Consider the following 16,793-nt stretch of genomic DNA (forward strand, 5'->3'; position numbering starts at 1 on the left):
ATCCAGTCAGAAAATACAACCCGTCGCGCGAAACACCGGCGCCATTGTCTTGGCGAGGCGCGGATCTGCCGCGTCGGCATTTCCAGTGCGACGAAACAAGCATATGGTCGGCCCTTCGGCCCATACCGGGCGTCGCCTGACAAGATTTCCGATTTTGCACTTCAGCCATGAGCCGAATTTGCTTGCCATTCGACCAAAGGCATGTTTTGACCGCGGCCTGCCGCGTGGCAGTCCTCTAAGAAATGAAGGTGAAGCATGGCGCGAGAAACCGCTCCCCATATTCTGATCGTCGAAGCTCGCTTCTACGACGACATGGCTGATGCCCTTCTTGAAGGTACGACGTTTGCCTTGAAGGAAGCAGGAGCGACCTACGACGTCGTGACCGTTCCAGGCGCGCTCGAGATTCCGGCGGCGATTGCCATGGCGCTCGACGGAGCGGATAATGACGGCACGAACTACGATGGCTATGTGGCTCTTGGCATGGTGATCCGCGGGGAGACCTATCATTTCGACATCGTTTCGAATGAATCCTCGCGTGCATTGATGGACCTCGCGGTCAGCGAATCTCTCGCTATAGGAAACGGGATTCTTACTGTCGAAAACGACGAACAGGCTTGGGCGCGCGTACGCCGCTCCGACAAGGACAAGGGCGGATTTGCTGCCCGCGCAGCTCTCACGATGATCGAGCTGAAGAAGAAACTGGGTGCATAACGAATGAGCAACGAAAACTCGGAGCGTCCGGTCAAGACAGCGAACCAGCGTGGCGCGGCGCGCCTTGCTGCGGTTCAGGCGCTCTATCAGATGGATATCGGCGGCACGGGCGTACTTGAGATCGTCGCGGAGTACGAAGCGCACCGCCTCGGGCAGGAAATCGACGGCGAGACCTACCTCAAGGCCGACGCCTCTTGGTTCCGGTCAATCGTGTCGGGTGTCGTGCGGGAACAGACGCGCCTCGATCCGCTGATCGCCGCCGCGCTGCAGGATGATTGGGCGCTGTCGCGCCTCGACAGCACTGTTCGCGCCATCCTGCGGGCCGGCGTTTTCGAACTTATCGAGCGCAAGGATGTTCCGGTCGCCGTCATCGTCACGGAGTATGTCGAGATCGCACAGGCTTTCTTCAGCGATGACGAGCCCAAGCTTGTGAACGCGGTCCTTGACCGCATTGCCAAGCAGGTTCGCGGCGAAGCCAAGAAATAGCGTGCTGCACGTCGTCGGCTGACCGCTCCCCATTTTAGCGTTTCCTCCTTTCCCGTTGCTCCGTAAGGGTTTTCAGCCCTTGCGGGCTTGACGTCCTGTTTTCCTCCACGCAATCTCCGCCCGACGTTGCCGCATTTCTGAGGGAGGAAATCGAGTCGACGTGTTCGCAGCCGGAGAGGGAGTGAGCTCCGGCTCTTTTGGAGGAAAGAGCGAAATGACCATTCTTTTATGCGTAATTGCATGCGGTCTGCTCTCGGTGGTCTATGCCATCTGGGCAACCAGGTCGGTGCTGGCCGCCGATCAGGGAAATAGCCGAATGCAGGAAATTGCGGGCTATATCCGCGAAGGCGCACAGGCTTATCTGACGCGCCAATACAAGACCATTGCCATCGTTGGTATCGTTGTTTTCGTTGCAGCCTGGCTGCTACTCTCCGGCACCGCTGCAATAGGCTTTCTGATCGGCGCGATACTATCCGGCGCCGCCGGCTTTATCGGCATGCATGTTTCCGTCCGCGCCAATGTCCGGACAGCGCAGGCTGCATCGCAAAGCCTTTCCGCCGGACTCGACATTGCGTTCAAATCCGGCGCGATCACCGGCATGCTGGTGGCCGGGTTGGCTCTTCTTGGTGTTTCGATCTACTACTACGTGCTGACGGTCGTCCTCGGCCATGAAGCCGGGTCGCGCGAGGTGATCGATTCACTGGTCGCGCTTGGCTTCGGTGCATCCCTGATATCGATCTTCGCCCGTCTCGGCGGCGGCATCTTCACCAAGGGCGCGGACGTCGGCGGCGACCTCGTCGGCAAGGTCGAAGCCGGCATTCCCGAAGACGACCCGCGCAACCCGGCGACTATCGCTGACAACGTTGGCGACAATGTCGGCGATTGCGCTGGCATGGCTGCGGACCTCTTCGAAACCTACGCAGTCTCCGTGGTCGCGACCATGGTTCTGGCCTCGATCTTCTTTGCCGGAACACCGATCCTGGAATCGGCAATGCTCTACCCGCTTGCCATCTGCGGCGCCTGCATCATCACCTCGATCATAGGCACCTTCTTCGTCAAGCTCGGCAGCAACGGTTCGATCATGGGCGCGCTCTATAAGGGCCTCATCGTGACCGGCCTTCTTTCGATTATCGGGCTGGGCGCAGCAACCTCGCTGACGATCGGCTGGGGCTCCATAGGCTCTGTTGGCGGTGCAGATATCACCGGCATGCACCTCTTCCTGTGCGGGTTGGTGGGTCTCGTCGTCACGGCGCTGATCGTGGTCATCACCGAATATTATACCGGCACCAACAAGCGGCCCGTCAATTCGATCGCCCAGGCGTCAGTCACCGGTCACGGCACGAACGTCATCCAGGGCCTCGCAGTGTCGCTGGAATCGACCGCATTGCCTGCAATCGTCATCGTTGGCGGCATTCTCGCCACCTACCAGCTTGGCGGCCTCTTCGGGACCGGTATTGCGGTGACGGCAATGCTCGGGATTGCCGGCATGATCGTCGCGCTCGATGCTTTCGGACCCGTGACGGACAATGCCGGAGGAATTGCCGAAATGGCGCATCTTCCGCCGGAAGTTCGCAAATCGACGGACGCGCTCGATGCCGTTGGCAATACCACCAAGGCCGTGACGAAGGGATATGCCATCGGTTCGGCCGGCCTCGGCGCTCTCGTGCTCTTTGCCGCCTATTCGTACGATCTCAAGTACTTCGCTGCGAATGGCGACAAATATCCGTACTTCGCGGACGTTGGCCCGATCTCTTTCGATCTTTCCAATCCTTATGTCGTTGCCGGTCTGCTGTTCGGCGGCCTGATTCCCTATCTGTTCGGAGGCATCGCGATGACCGCCGTCGGCCGTGCGGCCGGTGCGATCGTCGAGGAGGTTCGCCGCCAGTTCAAGGAAAAGCCCGGCATCATGCAGGGTACGGAAAAGCCGGATTACGGCAGGGCCGTCGACCTGCTGACGAAGGCGGCGATCCGCGAAATGATCATCCCGTCGCTTCTACCGGTGCTGGCACCGATCGTCGTCTATTTCGGCGTCTTGCTGATCTCAGGCTCGAAGGCGTCCGCATTTGCGGCACTGGGCGCATCGCTTCTCGGGGTTATCATCAACGGCCTCTTCGTCGCAATCTCGATGACGTCGGGCGGTGGCGCGTGGGACAATGCCAAGAAGTCCTTCGAAGACGGTTTCGTCGATAAGGACGGCGTTCGCCACATGAAGGGTTCCGAAGCGCACAAGGCGTCGGTGACAGGCGATACCGTCGGCGATCCCTATAAGGATACGGCCGGCCCCGCCGTCAACCCGGCAATCAAGATCACCAACATCGTCGCGCTGTTGCTGCTCGCAATTCTGGCCTGATCGTCCGGCACTGATATAAAAAAACCCGCCGGAGCGATCCGGCGGGTTTTTTGTACATGGCGCTCGTTAACGCAGGCTGGCCGGGTTCTGCGGCGAGGCCTGGGAGCCGCTGCCGCCTCCGAAGAGGCCCTTTGCCATATTCGCGGCGCTGCCGCCGGAGAGCAGCTGCTGAAGGAAGGTGAGATCCTTGCCGCCTGTCGGCGTCACGCGGTTGATCGTGTCGAAGACCCTGCCGTCCTTGAGCGTATAGTTGGCGCGGCGTGTCACGATGCCGTCCTTGTCGAAATAGATCGCAAGAACGCTCTGATCGACCACCTTCAGCTTCTGGAACGCTGCGGAGCGCTGGCGTCGCTGCGAGATGTAATAGAAGACTTCGCCGTCGAATGTTGCCGTGGTGGATGGCGTGCCAAGCGAAAGCAGAACCTGTTCGCGGCTCGACCCCTCGGGAACCAGGTTCAGCGATTGTTCGTCGGCGACGTAGCCACCGTTCAGAACCGTACCGGTTTGGCAGCCGGTCAATCCGGCGGAGGCAATCATGATGGCAATGGCGGCATTGCTGAGGAATTTCTTGTCAGACTTGAAATACCGTTTCTTCAACGACATCTACTCCCTTAAGGTATCGATAGCAGCCATTGGCCCTGCGAATATCGCTGATGCAAAACCTTTGTGGCCTTTCCGGGGTCGGATCGTAGCCACCCGCCTCAACACGCACTGATAGCGGGCTGTCCCGAAAGCGGCCACCTTCGGCATTGCAATTCGCGCCTGCTTCGGTAAACCAGCTTTCGAAATCATGCAACAAGGCCTGACGCAGCTTGGCGCGAAGAATATGGCCTTTCCGGAAAAAACAATGATCTTCGGGCTCTTTGGCAAGAAAAACAACAATCAAGCGATCGTCGAGCGGCAATATCAGGCGTTGACGTCTGCTGCGCGCATGCCCGATTTCTACGAGCGGCTGAACGTGCCGGACACCGTCATGGGACGGTTCGAGATGCTGTCGGTCGTGATGATCCTGTTCTTCCGTCGCACGCGCGCTTCTGCGACGAGCGGCCAGGAGATCGCCCAGGAGATCGTCGATGCATTCTTCGAGGATATCGATCATTCGATCCGCGAACTCGGCATAGGCGACAACAGCGTTCCAAAACGTATGAAGAAGCTCGCTGGCATGTTCTATGGCCGCTTGGAAGCATACTCCAACGCGATGGATACATCCGATCCCACCGCCCTGGCAGCTGCCCTCAGCCGGAACGTTCACCCAAAAGCGGCCCATGCCGTCGACATGGGCGGGCTGGCGGACTGGATGTTTGCGGCGGAAGCCTATCTTTCGGCTCAATCGGAAGACGTTGTTGCGACGGGATCGGCAACGCTTCCGAACGTCGCGTGAGGAGATCACAATGAAGAATTCGACAGACGGCGTTCCTTTCTCCTATCTCGTCAAGGTTGGCCACATCTCCGCCAATCCGGTCGAGGTGCATCTGGAAGCCGACAAGCGAGAGCTGCAGGCGCTCGCGAAGACCTGGAATGTCCTGTCCGTGGACGATTTCCGGGCCGATCTGGAGATCGCCCGTTGGAAGCGAGACGGCATCCGTGTCAAGGGCAGGGTGCAGGCGAAGCTGGTGCAGGCTTGCGTGGTCACCCTGGAGCCCGTCCCCGCTGCGATCGACGAAACGTTCGAACAGATTTTCGTGCCGGAAAATTCCAAGCTCGCGCGCCGGCCGGCCAACGATGCCGGCGAGATGGTGCTCGATCCCGATGGTCCTGATCTACCGGAAAGCTTTTCCGGTGACACGATCGACGCCGGGGAAGTCGTCACGGAATTCGCTGCCCTGGCCATCGATCCCTATCCCCGAAAGGACGGCATTGAGTTTGGAAGTCATATAGAAGACACCGGCGAAAACGATAAGAAGCCATCCGCCTTCGCAGTGCTGAAGGACTGGAAAAAGGACTGAAAGCCGTTGGTTATTTGACACAATTCAGTTGTAAGCGACGGGAAAACCGGTATTTTGGCCGAAATTTCACCCCCTGAGGGTGAAAAATAAGGATCAGGGACGCGTGATCAGAATCTCTATCGACCTCATGGGTGGCGACTTTGGTCCCCAGGTTGTCATCCCCGGTGCCGCCAAGGCGTTGGAACGGCATCCGGACATGTCTTTCGTGATGTACGGATTGAAGGAACAATGCGAGCCGATTCTCAACAGGTATCCGAAGCTTAAAGAGAACTCCGTTTTCCATGACTGCGAGTTGGCTGTTCGCATGGACGAGAGGCCCAGCCAGGCGCTCCGCCGCGGCCGCTACATCTCTACCATGTGGCGCTCGATCGAAGCCGTCAAGACTAGGGAAGCCGATGTTGCCGTTTCGGCTGGCAACACGGGTGCCCTGATGGCGATGGCCAAATTCTGTCTGCGCACGATGGCCAACATCGAGCGCCCGGCAATCGCGGCAATCTGGCCGACGCTGAAGGGCGAAAGCATCGTGCTCGACGTCGGCGCGACGATTGGCGCCGATTCCCAGCAGCTGATGGACTTCGCCCTCATGGGCGGCGCCATGGCGCGGGCACTTTTCGATATCGAGCGTCCGACCATCGGTCTGCTCAACGTCGGTGTCGAAGAGATCAAAGGTCAGGAAGAGGTCAAGGAGGCCGGTCGCCTGCTTCGCGAAGCCAATCTCGACTCGCTTGAGTATTTCGGCTTTGTCGAGGGCAACGATCTCGGCAAGGGTACGGTCGATGTCGTCGTGACCGAGGGTTTTTCTGGAAACATTGCGCTAAAGACCGCTGAAGGCACGGCGCGCCAGATCGGCGAGTACCTCCGTGCGGCCATGTCCCGCACGCTGCTTGCCAAGATCGGCTACCTCCTGGCCAAAAGCGCCTTTGATATGCTGCGTGAGAAGATGGACCCGAGCAGGGTCAACGGCGGCGTGTTCCTCGGCCTGAATGGCGTTGTCATCAAGAGCCACGGCGGTGCCAACGCCGAAGGCATCGCGGCCGCTATCGAAGTCGGCTATGACATGGCCAAGAACGGCCTCAATCAGAAAATAGAAAACGATTTGCAAAAGTATCATGCCAAGCGGCTGCCCCCTATCGGGCCGGAAGCGGCATGAGCGACGGGGTTTAGTGAATATGATCCGTTCAGTGGTTTGCGGGTTCGGAGCCGCGCTTCCGAAGCGCGTAATGACCAATCGCGACATGGAAGACGTTGTGGACACCTCCGATGAATGGATTGTCCAGCGCACAGGTATTCATCAGCGTTACGTTGCCGGCGACGACGAGACCACGTCTTCGCTCGGCGAGGCAGCAGCCCGCGCGGCGCTTGAAAACGCCGGCCTCACGCCTGCCGATATCGACATGATCATTTGCGCCACGTCAACCCCGGACAATACGTTCCCCGCAACCGCGGTGAATATCCAGAACCGCCTCGGCATGAGCCACGGCTTCGCCTTTGACGTTCAGGCGGTCTGCAGCGGCTTTGTCTATGCTGTCACGACCGCTGACGCCTATATCCGCGGCGGCTTGGCCAAGCGTGTCCTGGTCATCGGTGCGGAGACTTTCTCGCGCATTCTCGATTGGAACGACCGTACGACCTGCGTGCTCTTCGGCGACGGCGCCGGCGCGATCGTTCTTGAGGCCTCGCCCGGCGAAGGCGTGACGACTGACCGTGGCGTGCTGACGGCGCACCTGCGTTCGGATGGCGCGCACAAGGAGAAGCTCTACGTCGATGGTGGCCCGTCGACGACGGGAACGGTCGGAAAGCTGCGTATGGAAGGCCGCGAGGTCTTCAAATATGCGGTCGGCATGATCACCGACGTCATTCAGGCGGCCTTCGATGCCACAGGCACAACCGCTGACGATCTGGATTGGCTCGTGCCGCACCAGGCGAACCGGCGTATCATCGATGGTTCTGCAAAGAAGCTGCACATCGCCCCCGAAAAGGTCGTCATCACCGTTGATCTCCACGGCAACACGTCAGCGGCGTCTATCCCGCTTGCACTTGCAACAGCAGCGGGTGACGGTCGCATTAAGAAGGGCGATCTCGTCATGCTGGAGGCGATGGGCGGCGGCTTCACTTGGGGCGCCGTGCTTCTGCGCTGGTAACCGCCTAAAATCGAAAAAACTGACAACGAACAAGAGCTTGACCGTAAGGCGCAAGACAAATACTCTTCGTTCGTTTTCATAAAACTAAACGGATGGGCGGGGAAACCATGACCGGCAAAACAGTCACGCGAGCAGACTTGGCGGAATCGGTTTTTCGCAAGGTCGGTCTGTCTAGAACGGAATCGGCAGAGCTTGTGGAGACTGTAATCGACGAGATCTGTAACGCCATTGTTCGTGGCGAGACCGTCAAGCTTTCCTCTTTTGCAACATTCCAGGTGCGCGACAAGAACGAGCGCATCGGCCGCAATCCGAAGACCGGCGAGGAGGTGCCCATTTCACCCCGCCGCGTCATGACGTTCAAGGCGTCCAATGTCCTGAAGACCCGGATTTTGAAGGCCCATATGTCCCGCAAGGCCAAGCTGAAGCCTGCAAACCCGGCCGCTTGATCGCTGCGCCGGGCAAGCCGACGCTCGTTCCTCCGCAGTCTCCCATCAACTTCTCCCAGCGTTTTTTGTGCTTATTCAAGACGTGACTTGAATTCGCGGCCGCAAACCGTTGAAATATGATGAGTCGCGGCGCACCACCTGTCGGTGTTGGAGCCCACGCCTTGCCGCCGGACGGCAGGCAGTGCGCCTGAAGATCGTGTAGGGAGTAATATGTTGGACAAGAGCCCGGATGCTTTCCGCACCATCAGCGAGGTAGCGGACGACCTAGATCTTCCGCAACATGTCTTGCGCTTCTGGGAGACGCGGTTCCCGCAGATAAAGCCGATGAAGCGCGGTGGTGGTCGCCGATATTACCGGCCAGAGGACGTCGATCTTCTGAAAGGGATCCGCCATCTGCTCTACGACCATGGCTACACGATCAAGGGCGTGCAGAAACTCCTTAAGACCAATGGCAACAAGTTCGTCATTGCTATCGGGCATGGCGACCTTGCAAGCGTGCAGGCCTTGACGGGCCAGCAGGACGGCGATGTGGCCGAGCCGCGTGTCGGCATGTCCGAGGAGGACCAGGTCGTCGGTCGCGCCAAGCCGCCGATCACCCGCCGCTTCTTCAATTTCGTCGGCAGCGATGAAGAGTCGCCGGAAGTGTCGCTCGGCAAGTCGAGCGTCGGCAAGGAGGACCGGGCGCTTCTGCAGGAGGCGCTCTATGACCTTCTCGAATGCAAACGCCTCCTGGATCAGGTTCGCTGATCGGCGCGCACAGGCCGGCGTCGCCATGATTTGAACCGGCGGCTGCCCCATCCGAGGTTGGGCGGCGGTAGGTGCTCAGCTTTGACAATATTGCATAAAAGGAGACCTTCGTGTCCGCTTCCCGTACTGTTGCCGGCAAACCTTACGAAGCCTTTCTGTTCGACATGGATGGGACGCTGCTGAACTCCATTGCTGTCGTCGAGAGGGTCTGGAGTGGCTGGGCGACACGGCACGGTCTGGAGCCGGAGGTTTTTCTGAAGACCATTCACGGCATTCGTGCTGTCGACGTGATTCATCAGCTGTCCCTGCCGGGCGTCGATCCGGCTCACGAGGCGAAGCAGTTGCTCGACGAGGAAATGGAAGACGTGGATGGTATCGTGGAGATTCCCGGCGCGATTTCCTTCCTGAATAACCTTCCTCCCGAACGATGGGCAATCGTTACCTCCGCGCCCATCGAACTCGCCAGGCGCCGCATGGCTGCAGCAGGCATTCCAATGCCTGGCGTCATTGTCAGCGGAGATGAGGTTGTTGCCGGCAAGCCCAGCCCGGAATGCTATCTCCTGGGCGCCAAGCGGCTGGGCGTCGATCCGACGAAATGCCTGGTTTTCGAGGATGCCGTTGCCGGCATCCTTGCTGGCGAAGCCGCCGGTGCGGACGTCACCGTGATAACTGCAACGCATGCGACGCCGTTCGAAACGCCGCATTTCTCGATACCTGATTACCTCGGCTGCCGTGGTGTGGCCTTCGAAGACGGGCGTGTGGGTCTGGAGCAGTAGCCGTTACTGTTTGCGCTGTAATGCCTGCTTCTTCATGCGCTCGAGAGACGCCAGCATCCTGGCCTTGACGGAGCCAAGCGTCCCAAGTTCGTGCCCGCAGGTAAAACACGTGATGATGTCGCTGTCCAGCGGCTCCGGGCGCTCGAACTTCATTCTGGTGTTCCTGCACTTCGGGCAGGGGATCTCGATCTGCATATTGGTCAACTCCCTGAATACGAACTCTCCCTTAGACAGATGGCTTCGACGGGGCAAGGTCTTTGGCAAGGCGCAGGAGAGCGAAGCGGTCGACGAGCCGCCGGTGACATTTGATGGGTTTCTCGCGCTGGCGTGCGCCTTTCCACGCCTTTCATGGTTTTTTATTCCCGCCGCATGATTTTCTGCTTGCACCGAAAATCCCGAAAGACTAACAGGATCAAGCCGTTTTCGGCGTGACGGAATGTAGCGCAGTCTGGTAGCGCACTTGACTGGGGGTCAAGGGGTCGTCGGTTCAAATCCGGCCATTCCGACCATTTTTCCCCAAAGATATCAATATATTAGAAAACCGACCCTTCGGGGCCGGTCTTTCTGTTTGCGATTTTGGGGCCAGTCTGGGGCCATTTTTGCCTTTAGAGGCTGCATTCCCTTCGCCGCCTACAACCACCGGCCTGACTGCGAATCGCGCATCGGCCGAGGGTAGGGCGGAAACGAAACCCCGCCGATTGCGCGGCGGGGCGGCGGTGAGCCAAGTTAGGGGAAGGGACGCAGCGGTTTGCAGAATTCCTTTCAGTGGGGACGCAACGAAGCGTCGTCTGGCCATCTTTCGCGGACGATTTCGGCCACAAACCTTGGATTGCGGGTAATATCATGAACGAAGAGGACGCTTTCAATTACCGATTTTTCCAGCGCGTCATAAAAATCCCGGCGAACGTCTTCGTTCGGTTGTCGGGCTTCGAAAGCGTCGCATGTTTCGGCCGCGATCTCGGCAAGGTCGCGATAGTAGCGCGCCAGCGGGCTCATTACCGGCCCGCCGTTTTGAACCGGTCGCTGCAGCAACCGCTTCAGCAATCGCGGCTTCGTCCAGCTACCACACGCGGCCGACGCTGGACGGCTTCGCGGCGGAGAAGAACGGCCGCAAGGTCGTTCACCATTATTCCCTGCGCCTTGGCGGCTATCCGTCGCCGCGCTGCTACATAAGCGGCAAGCGGACCGATTGCTATTGGAAGCAACCGGTAACGCGCAGCAGGATCTATTGAACCGACCTGGCAGACGACGGCTTTGCGCCATGAGCAGACGTTGTGCAGCAGTCCCTCGAAAGAACCCTTGATGGATTTGGTGGTCGTAGTCTCGCGTAACCTCTGTTGTGCGGGCTGGACGGATCGACCATCTGAAGTCGTATATTTTCTTCCTGCCAGTTGACCTTTAGGTCAATATCAGCGTCACCGCCTACATGTTACCGTCTCGGCTCTTTTGAACGGATCGCTAGATAATCGACGGGGGAATGATGAAGAACCTTAGCCTATTCGCAGCCGCAATGCTCACCACCGCGGCATTCGTCATGCCTACCGCCGTCTTCGCCGAGTCCCTGCAAGTGCCGATACCGAAGACGGCGGCAGATGTTCCGGGGCCCGTTCCCGGCAACACGATGACCAACGACTATGTCCAACTCGTTGGTCGTATGGCCTATTTCTGGGGCTACCCGCTGGTCAACGCTCATAACCGCCGCCAAGCATTTCGAGAAGCACCTGAACCCGGCCTTCTTGGAGGAGTCGTGCCTGTTGCCCCCGTCGGCTTCAACCAGATGCTGACCGGCTACGTAAACCCGGACCAGACCTTCATCGTCTGCCCCAACCAGGACGTCGCCTACGGTGCGGGCTTCACCGAGCTCGACAAGGAGCCGACCGTCATCCAGGTTCCCGACTTCGGCAAGCGTTTCTATGTCTATGCTATGTACGATCAGCGCACGGACGAAATCGGGCGGATCGGCCAGCAATACGGCACCAAGCCCGGCTTCTACATGATCGTCGGACGCAACTGGAAGGGAAAGGTGCCGAAGGGCATTAGCGGCGTCATCAGGTCCTCTACCGATCTCGTCTTCGTTGTTCCGCGCGTGTTCAAGGATTCGACGCCCGAGGATAGCGCAGCCGTTCAACCGGTTATCAATCAAGTCGTCATGTATCCGCTCAGCAAGTTTGACGGCAAGATGAAGATCAAGGATTACGCCAAATCCCCAGATTTCCCCGTTCCGGCAGCAGCATCAAACGCTCCTAAGGGCGAGAGCAAGTGGGTGAATCCGGAAACCTACTACGACGAACTGCCGGTGGTCATGAAGGAAGTGCCGCCGCTTCCCGGTGAGGAATCACTGTATAAATGGATCGCCTCGATCTGGGATGCAGCATCGAAGAACCCGGAGACGAAGAACGCATTGAACGCCTCGTTCGTTGCCGCTGAGAAAGAACTTATCGACCCGCTTTTTCAGTTCCAGTACAATGGCAAGCGAATTGACACAGGCTGGACGGTCCCGGCAAATGCGGCGGAATGGGGAACGGACTACCTCAATCGCACTGCCATCAGCAAATCGAGCATGTACCAGAACACCGCGGCGGAAACGCAATACAATCTGCGTGAATTCGACAGCGACGGGAACGCGTTCGATGGCGCCAAGCAGTACAGCATTACCTTCCCGAAGGGCCAGGTTCCACCGGTAAAAGGGTTCTGGTCCCTAACTCTATACGATCAGGAGAAGTTCTTCTTTGCCAATCCGTTAGACCGCTTCTCGCTCGGCACTAAGAACAAGGACCTGAAATACGCAGACGACGGATCGTTGACCCTCTACCTCGGGGCGAAGTCGCCGGGGGCGGAGATGGAGGCAAACTGGTTACCGGCCCCCAATGGGCACTTCTCCCTGATTCTTCGGCTTTATTGGCCCGAGGCTGCTGTCCTCAATGGGAAATGGCAGCCGCCAGAGATCAAGAAGGTGAACTAGCGATCCGGTGTGGCGTCGCTGCCATCCACTGAGAGTGCGATTGCGAAGATTAGCCACTGAGTTGGCATGGAGAGGGAATATCATGAAGATCGCCCGACGACAGAACCTCATCGCCATGGCTCTGCTGTGTGCGACTGCCGTGTCAAGTTCGTACGCTCAAGACGGCGGCAAGCTGCCGAAAGAAGTCGTGACCCCCGACACCGTTGAAAGCAGCATCGGTACCTTGAATTACAAGGACGGTGCGCCGAGCAAGGAGACGGTGCAGAAGGCCTATGATTACCTCGACCTCATGCACGGCGTCGAAGCCTTCGTGAATGCCTACCAGGGCGCTTCCGTGGCTGCCATCTTCAAGGGTGTGCAGGATGTGGGTGTCGCCAACAACACCGCCCTGATCTTCTCCGAGTTGATGGATGCCAAGTCCCGCTTCCTGACGGCGAACGCAGACACCATCTACTTCTGGGTAAACCTTGATGTCACCGACGGGCCGATTGTCGTTGAGACGCCGCCGCTCTCGCTTGGCGTGGTCGACGACATGTGGTTCCAGTGGATCACCGACTTCGGTCTGCCCGGTCCCGACCGTGGCGAGGGAGGCAGGTATTTGTTCGTGCCGCCCGGCTACAAGGGCGAGCTGCCTGAAAGCGGCTACTTCGTGCAGAAAATGCGCACGACCCGGGCCACGTTGCTTGGGCGGTCGTTCCTTGAAAAGGACGACCCAAAGCCAGTTGCGGCGCAGATCAAGAAGACCCTCAAGGTCTACCCCTATCTTCCCGGCGGCTACGGCACCAGCATCGGCTCGGCTCTGCAGGGAAAGGCGACGCTGGCCCGAACGCCGGACTACAAGCTCGACTGGGAGTTTCTTCGCCCCAAGGAGCCGGTCAAGTTCACCGAAGGGACGGGCAAGGTCATCAACACGATACCGCCAAGCGACTTCAGCTACTTCGAGATGCTGAACGACGTTGTTCAGAAGGAACCGGTGGGAGCGCTCGATCCGGAAATCATGGGGTCGCTTGCGGCCATTGGTATCGTCAAGGGAAAGCCGTTTGCTCCGGACGCGCGGATGAAGAAAATCCTGACCGATGCGGCGGCCATCGGAAACGCTGCGGCGCGGACCCTGAACTTCAAGTGGCGTCCGTCGGATGGCGGCTACTATTACCCGAACTCGACATGGTTCAACCCGCTTTTCCTTGGCGGCTATGACATGGAGACCCCGCCGCCAGAGGTCAGCCCGGAAGGAGCGATTTCCGTCAATCCACCAACCGGGGCTCGCACATTGAACGTGCGCACGGCCATGTTCTTCGGATACACCTTCATCACGCCAGCCATGATTATGCGGCTCACCGACATCGGCTCGCAGTATCTTATCCAGACCGTGGATTCCAAGGGCGAGTACTTTGACGGCAACAAGACCTACAAGGTCTCCTTGCCCGCAAACATTCCTGCCGGGAAATTCTGGTCCTTTACCGTCTACGACAACCAGTCGCGCTCGATGCTCGAAACGCCGCAGCGGTATCCCCGCGCGGGCAGCCAGAGCTACCCGACACCCGCCGCCGTATCAGCCTCAGACGGCTCGACGGTGGTGTATTTTGGCCCGAAGAAGCCGGAAGGGGTCAGCGAGGGAAACTGGATTCAGACCGATCCCGCAAAGGGCTGGTTCACGATCCTGCGGCTCTACAGCCCGTTGGAGACGTTCTTCACGAAAGAGTGGCGGCCCAGCGAGATAGAATTGGTCCAATAGGAATCTGCCGCTTTTGGGCCGATAGGCGACAACGCCTCGGCCGGAAAGCGCTGGTGGCTGGCCGCCAATCAGCGCCTATCTCGTAAAATGGTGATCATGGCTTGCGACCGCGCACTCACCCTTTCGAACAGCTTCTTGCGCTCTGGTTCTCAATCTCCGCATGATTGGCGACGGGCGACACCGCCCCAAGCAGCGCCGCCGCCCGCCTATCTGCCATTGCCCTGCCGCGACGCTCAGCATGGCAGATTCACATGAACTACATCAGTGTAGGCGCAACGGGTCGGCGGCGACGTCCCCGGCCGCCATTTTCTTGCGGGTGGCGCTGGTAGTCTCAAGCACATGCCGAAGGCTGTTAATCATCGAGGTTGCCACCTCGTCGTAGAAATCCAGGAGAACGTCAGCGTTCGGTTTTGGCTGGCTGGCTTCGAATTTGTCGCAAGCTTCGGCCGCCAGCGTGGCAAGGTCGCGATAGTAGCGTGCAAGGCTCATTGCCCGGCCTTCTTTGTCTTCGGTTTCGCCGCCGCCAGTTCGGCGCGAAGCTCGCTTATTGCCGCGTCTTGTTCGTCAAACATTTCGGCCGCCTGTCTGAGGGAAATATTAATATCGGCAACCACCTTCTTGATTCTGGCTTCCGTCTTTTCGCGTTCGTCCTGCAGGATCAGCGGCAACACCGCTTCCAGCGCTTCATTGAAGCCCTTCGGAACCATGATGACGGGGTGTTTCTGATCCATGGCGCGTTTACCATGCAATCGCGTCGATATGCGCGACGCGGCCGGCGGCCCGAAGCCCCCAAGTTACGTCGCAAAGGCAACGCATGCCGATTAGGGCCATTTGCCAAGACGAATAGGTCTGCTGGGTCGCGAAGGCCGGAACCGTCCCATCCTCCAAGACTTCGACGGCCGATTCAACAACGGAAAATTCGAAGCCGTCGAAGCCAACCGCCAAGCTTGCGACGTCAACCGCGATAATCTGGTTGGCTGCTACGGCGGCGCTATCAATCCAGTTGCCGGCAAGCGCGCCAGGCGCAAATAGTTGCGCCCGGAACCGGGTTTCCGGCCGGGAAATAAATATCAAATCGGCGCTCGCAGGAATGGCGCTTGCCAACGCTGACAGGTCTTCGCCAACCCCGGCGGCGCCGGTTTCGGTACTTGCGGCCAAGGGAGCAACCCCGAACAGAAGGCCGGCCGGTTGCGCGGCTGTCGCGGCGCCCGAACCTAGAAACGCCTTGTCGATTGTCTGGCCAAGGTCGGCGTTGATACCGGCGCGAAGGATCATTTCAAAGCTGGACGATTTCGCCAGTTCGCGGCTGTAGGTGGAGATTACCGCCGCTTTGTGCGGCGTGATTGTCGCGCCGCTGATTGCGCCTTTGGCAACCGGTATCGGCTCGTTTTCGCCAACGAAGCCGCCGGCGAAATCGCCGGGCGTCAAGCCGGGAAGGCGGATAATGCCGGCCGCCAAATCGATAGCCAGGACAGCCGGCCGAACGGCAATTTGGGAAAGCGCGGCGGTTGGCGCCAGAACCACCGGCGGGGCGACGGTTGCTATTGAAACCAGTTCGGACGCCCAACCGGCTACGGTCGTCATTGCCGGGTTTGTCGCCGCCTTCATGGCGCCCGCCGGGTCGCGTCTGGTTTCCAGAATGCGTTCGGCTTGGGCTTCCGGGTAGACGTTGAAAACGTAGGTTTGGAGGTCTTGCTGGAACGCGACGGCTCTAGCCTCGGCGGCCATGGCGCGAATAACGCGGCTGCCCATGTCTGGCGGGCGGCGCTGTTGCTGCTTGCTGTCGCGAAAGGCGCGGGACAGGCCGATGCAAAGTTCTTTGACGGAATGAAGTTGGGCGCTGATTTTTGCCAAGTCGCTCATAGAATTCCCCTAAATTTTTAGGGGCAAGTGGCTTGCAACCTGTCGCTGGCCTGTCAGCGCGCTTTCCACTTACCCACGGCTTGGGAATCATGCGCTTGCCTTGGAAGATATGCAATAGAGGGGCAACTTGTAGCGTAGCTATGATTTTACGCATAGGTCGCGCCGATTTATGTCCTGAGAAAGCCGATTAACTGGCGGTTGCATCCCCTTAAAAAGGGGCCATTTTTGGCGATGGACCGGCAAAAAATTTATCGCGAAATTGCGCGCGAGGTAGAGGGGGCGGTCAGGGCGAGGGCGGGGTCCGAGTTTTGGACCTCCCCGCCCCGGAGGCTGCAACCCTCCCGCGTATCGATGAAATCAAAACCTCGCGGCGACGCGAGATTTCCGGCGTTCGAACCAAATGCATGCGGTCTCCGCATAGCGTCATGGCCCACCTCGGAACGGGCGGAATATCTGTTTTATTTCCCTTGCGCGGCGGCCCGTTCGTTGCAACCCATTCGCGAAGCCTTCGGCATGGTTGGGTAGGGCTTAGGAAGCATGGGTTCGTATAGGGCCATAGCGGGCCGCTGACGCGCGCGGGCGCTGTTGCGGTCTTCCTTGCGTCCAATGGCGTTCATGCGTTCAGGCGCT

18 protein-coding genes and 1 tRNA gene are annotated in these 16,793 nt (G+C 59.0%); 14 read left to right on the plus strand and 5 right to left on the minus strand.

Annotated features, from left to right (window positions below):
- Positions 1–255 precede the first annotated feature (255 nt).
- The 3 genes from ribH to ASC97_RS30295 all read left to right on the plus strand — a co-directional run bounded on the left by ribH (position 256) and on the right by ASC97_RS30295 (position 3,547).
- Positions 256–711, plus strand: a complete 456-nt coding sequence (gene ribH, locus ASC97_RS30285; RefSeq protein WP_057472022.1) for a 6,7-dimethyl-8-ribityllumazine synthase — start codon at positions 256–258, stop codon at positions 709–711.
- A 3-nt stretch (positions 712–714) separates the two neighbouring features.
- The gene (gene nusB, locus ASC97_RS30290) at positions 715–1,197 is read left to right on the plus strand and encodes a transcription antitermination factor NusB (protein ID WP_057472023.1); all 483 of its coding nucleotides are present in this window, start codon (positions 715–717) and stop codon (positions 1,195–1,197) included.
- Positions 1,198–1,411: 214 nt separating this feature from the next.
- Positions 1,412–3,547 (plus strand): sodium-translocating pyrophosphatase, encoded by a 2,136-nt coding sequence (locus ASC97_RS30295; protein ID WP_057472024.1) that lies wholly within the window; start codon positions 1,412–1,414, stop codon positions 3,545–3,547.
- A gap of 66 nt (positions 3,548–3,613) precedes the next feature.
- Here ASC97_RS30295 and ASC97_RS30300 read toward each other — a convergent pair whose 3' ends face one another.
- Positions 3,614–4,150 (minus strand): outer membrane protein assembly factor BamE, encoded by a 537-nt coding sequence (locus tag ASC97_RS30300; RefSeq protein WP_057472025.1) that lies wholly within the window; start codon positions 4,148–4,150, stop codon positions 3,614–3,616.
- 187 nt (positions 4,151–4,337) lie between these two features.
- Here ASC97_RS30300 and ASC97_RS30305 point away from each other — a divergent pair, with 187 nt between their 5' ends.
- The 9 genes from ASC97_RS30305 (at position 4,338) to ASC97_RS30345 (ending at position 10,112) form a co-directional block, all read left to right on the plus strand.
- Positions 4,338–4,928, plus strand: a complete 591-nt coding sequence (locus ASC97_RS30305) for a ubiquinol-cytochrome C chaperone family protein (protein WP_057472026.1) — start codon at positions 4,338–4,340, stop codon at positions 4,926–4,928.
- A gap of 10 nt (positions 4,929–4,938) precedes the next feature.
- Positions 4,939–5,493, plus strand: coding sequence for a YceD family protein (locus tag ASC97_RS30310; RefSeq protein ID WP_057472027.1), 555 nt, complete (start codon positions 4,939–4,941; stop codon positions 5,491–5,493).
- A 103-nt stretch (positions 5,494–5,596) separates the two neighbouring features.
- A complete protein-coding gene (gene plsX / locus ASC97_RS30315) occupies positions 5,597–6,643 on the plus strand; it encodes a phosphate acyltransferase PlsX (protein ID WP_057472091.1) in 1,047 nt (348 codons plus the stop codon).
- 19 nt (positions 6,644–6,662) lie between these two features.
- Positions 6,663–7,634: a beta-ketoacyl-ACP synthase III gene (locus tag ASC97_RS30320; RefSeq protein ID WP_057472028.1), complete on the plus strand. Its 972-nt coding sequence runs from the start codon at positions 6,663–6,665 to the stop codon at positions 7,632–7,634.
- Between the two features lie 107 nt (positions 7,635–7,741).
- A complete protein-coding gene (locus ASC97_RS30325) occupies positions 7,742–8,080 on the plus strand; it encodes an integration host factor subunit alpha (RefSeq protein ID WP_037063690.1) in 339 nt (112 codons plus the stop codon).
- Between the two features lie 210 nt (positions 8,081–8,290).
- Entirely contained in the window at positions 8,291–8,827 is a 537-nt protein-coding gene (locus ASC97_RS30330) for a MerR family transcriptional regulator (RefSeq protein ID WP_057472029.1), read from the plus strand.
- A gap of 110 nt (positions 8,828–8,937) precedes the next feature.
- Positions 8,938–9,603 (plus strand): HAD family hydrolase, encoded by a 666-nt coding sequence (locus ASC97_RS30335; protein ID WP_057472030.1) that lies wholly within the window; start codon positions 8,938–8,940, stop codon positions 9,601–9,603.
- Positions 9,604–9,712: 109 nt separating this feature from the next.
- Positions 9,713–9,976 carry a hypothetical protein gene (locus ASC97_RS34530; protein ID WP_162246733.1) on the plus strand — a complete coding sequence of 88 codons (264 nt, stop codon included), beginning with the start codon at positions 9,713–9,715 and terminating at the stop codon, positions 9,974–9,976.
- 59 nt (positions 9,977–10,035) lie between these two features.
- Positions 10,036–10,112, plus strand: a tRNA-Pro gene (locus tag ASC97_RS30345).
- 253 nt (positions 10,113–10,365) lie between these two features.
- Here the strand turns inward: ASC97_RS30345 and ASC97_RS30350 are convergent.
- Positions 10,366–10,647, minus strand: a complete 282-nt coding sequence (locus ASC97_RS30350; protein ID WP_156390501.1) for a hypothetical protein — start codon at positions 10,645–10,647, stop codon at positions 10,366–10,368.
- Positions 10,648–11,080: 433 nt separating this feature from the next.
- Between ASC97_RS30350 and ASC97_RS30355 the strand changes: the two genes are divergently transcribed.
- Both ASC97_RS30355 and ASC97_RS30360 read left to right on the plus strand, forming a co-directional pair.
- Entirely contained in the window at positions 11,081–12,565 is a 1,485-nt protein-coding gene (locus ASC97_RS30355; protein WP_057472033.1) for a DUF1254 domain-containing protein, read from the plus strand.
- 82 nt (positions 12,566–12,647) lie between these two features.
- Complete coding sequence (locus ASC97_RS30360) at positions 12,648–14,300, plus strand: DUF1254 domain-containing protein (RefSeq protein WP_057472034.1); 1,653 nt, start codon at positions 12,648–12,650, stop codon at positions 14,298–14,300.
- A gap of 261 nt (positions 14,301–14,561) precedes the next feature.
- Here the strand turns inward: ASC97_RS30360 and ASC97_RS30365 are convergent, their stop codons facing one another.
- The 3 genes from ASC97_RS30365 to ASC97_RS30375 are packed head-to-tail and all read right to left on the minus strand — an operon-like array spanning position 14,562 to position 16,163.
- Positions 14,562–14,789 carry a hypothetical protein gene (locus tag ASC97_RS30365; protein ID WP_057472035.1) on the minus strand — a complete coding sequence of 76 codons (228 nt, stop codon included), beginning with the start codon at positions 14,787–14,789 and terminating at the stop codon, positions 14,562–14,564.
- Complete coding sequence (locus tag ASC97_RS30370) at positions 14,786–15,007, minus strand: hypothetical protein (RefSeq protein ID WP_156390502.1); 222 nt, start codon at positions 15,005–15,007, stop codon at positions 14,786–14,788. Before ASC97_RS30370 ends, ASC97_RS30365 begins: the two co-directional genes overlap by 4 nt.
- Positions 15,008–15,038: 31 nt before the next feature.
- On the minus strand, positions 15,039–16,163 hold the full coding sequence (locus ASC97_RS30375; RefSeq protein ID WP_057472037.1) for a phage major capsid family protein: 1,125 nt from the start codon (positions 16,161–16,163) through the stop codon (positions 15,039–15,041).
- Between the last annotated feature and the right edge of the window lie 630 nt (positions 16,164–16,793).

Origin of the sequence: Rhizobium sp. Root1203 (assembly GCF_001424945.1) — a bacterium.
In the GTDB taxonomy this organism is placed as follows: Bacteria; Pseudomonadota; Alphaproteobacteria; order Rhizobiales; family Rhizobiaceae; genus Rhizobium.

Excerpts from the sequence above, each read along its gene's own strand:
- ribH (WP_057472022.1), top strand. The coding sequence starts at position 256 with ATGGCGCGAGAAACCGCTCCCCATATTCTGATCGTCGAAGCTCGCTTC.
- nusB (WP_057472023.1), top strand. The coding sequence starts at position 715 with ATGAGCAACGAAAACTCGGAGCGTCCGGTCAAGACAGCGAACCAGCGT.
- ASC97_RS30295 (WP_057472024.1), top strand. The coding sequence starts at position 1,412 with ATGACCATTCTTTTATGCGTAATTGCATGCGGTCTGCTCTCGGTGGTC.
- ASC97_RS30300 (WP_057472025.1), bottom strand. The coding sequence starts at position 4,150 with ATGTCGTTGAAGAAACGGTATTTCAAGTCTGACAAGAAATTCCTCAGC.
- ASC97_RS30305 (WP_057472026.1), top strand. The coding sequence starts at position 4,338 with ATGCAACAAGGCCTGACGCAGCTTGGCGCGAAGAATATGGCCTTTCCG.
- ASC97_RS30310 (WP_057472027.1), top strand. The coding sequence starts at position 4,939 with ATGAAGAATTCGACAGACGGCGTTCCTTTCTCCTATCTCGTCAAGGTT.
- ASC97_RS30320 (WP_057472028.1), top strand. The coding sequence starts at position 6,663 with ATGATCCGTTCAGTGGTTTGCGGGTTCGGAGCCGCGCTTCCGAAGCGC.
- ASC97_RS30325 (WP_037063690.1), top strand. The coding sequence starts at position 7,742 with ATGACCGGCAAAACAGTCACGCGAGCAGACTTGGCGGAATCGGTTTTT.
- ASC97_RS30330 (WP_057472029.1), top strand. The coding sequence starts at position 8,291 with ATGTTGGACAAGAGCCCGGATGCTTTCCGCACCATCAGCGAGGTAGCG.
- ASC97_RS30355 (WP_057472033.1), top strand. The coding sequence starts at position 11,081 with ATGATGAAGAACCTTAGCCTATTCGCAGCCGCAATGCTCACCACCGCG.
- ASC97_RS30360 (WP_057472034.1), top strand. The coding sequence starts at position 12,648 with ATGAAGATCGCCCGACGACAGAACCTCATCGCCATGGCTCTGCTGTGT.
- ASC97_RS30365 (WP_057472035.1), bottom strand. The coding sequence starts at position 14,789 with ATGAGCCTTGCACGCTACTATCGCGACCTTGCCACGCTGGCGGCCGAA.
- ASC97_RS30370 (WP_156390502.1), bottom strand. The coding sequence starts at position 15,007 with ATGGTTCCGAAGGGCTTCAATGAAGCGCTGGAAGCGGTGTTGCCGCTG.
- ASC97_RS30375 (WP_057472037.1), bottom strand. The coding sequence starts at position 16,163 with ATGAGCGACTTGGCAAAAATCAGCGCCCAACTTCATTCCGTCAAAGAA.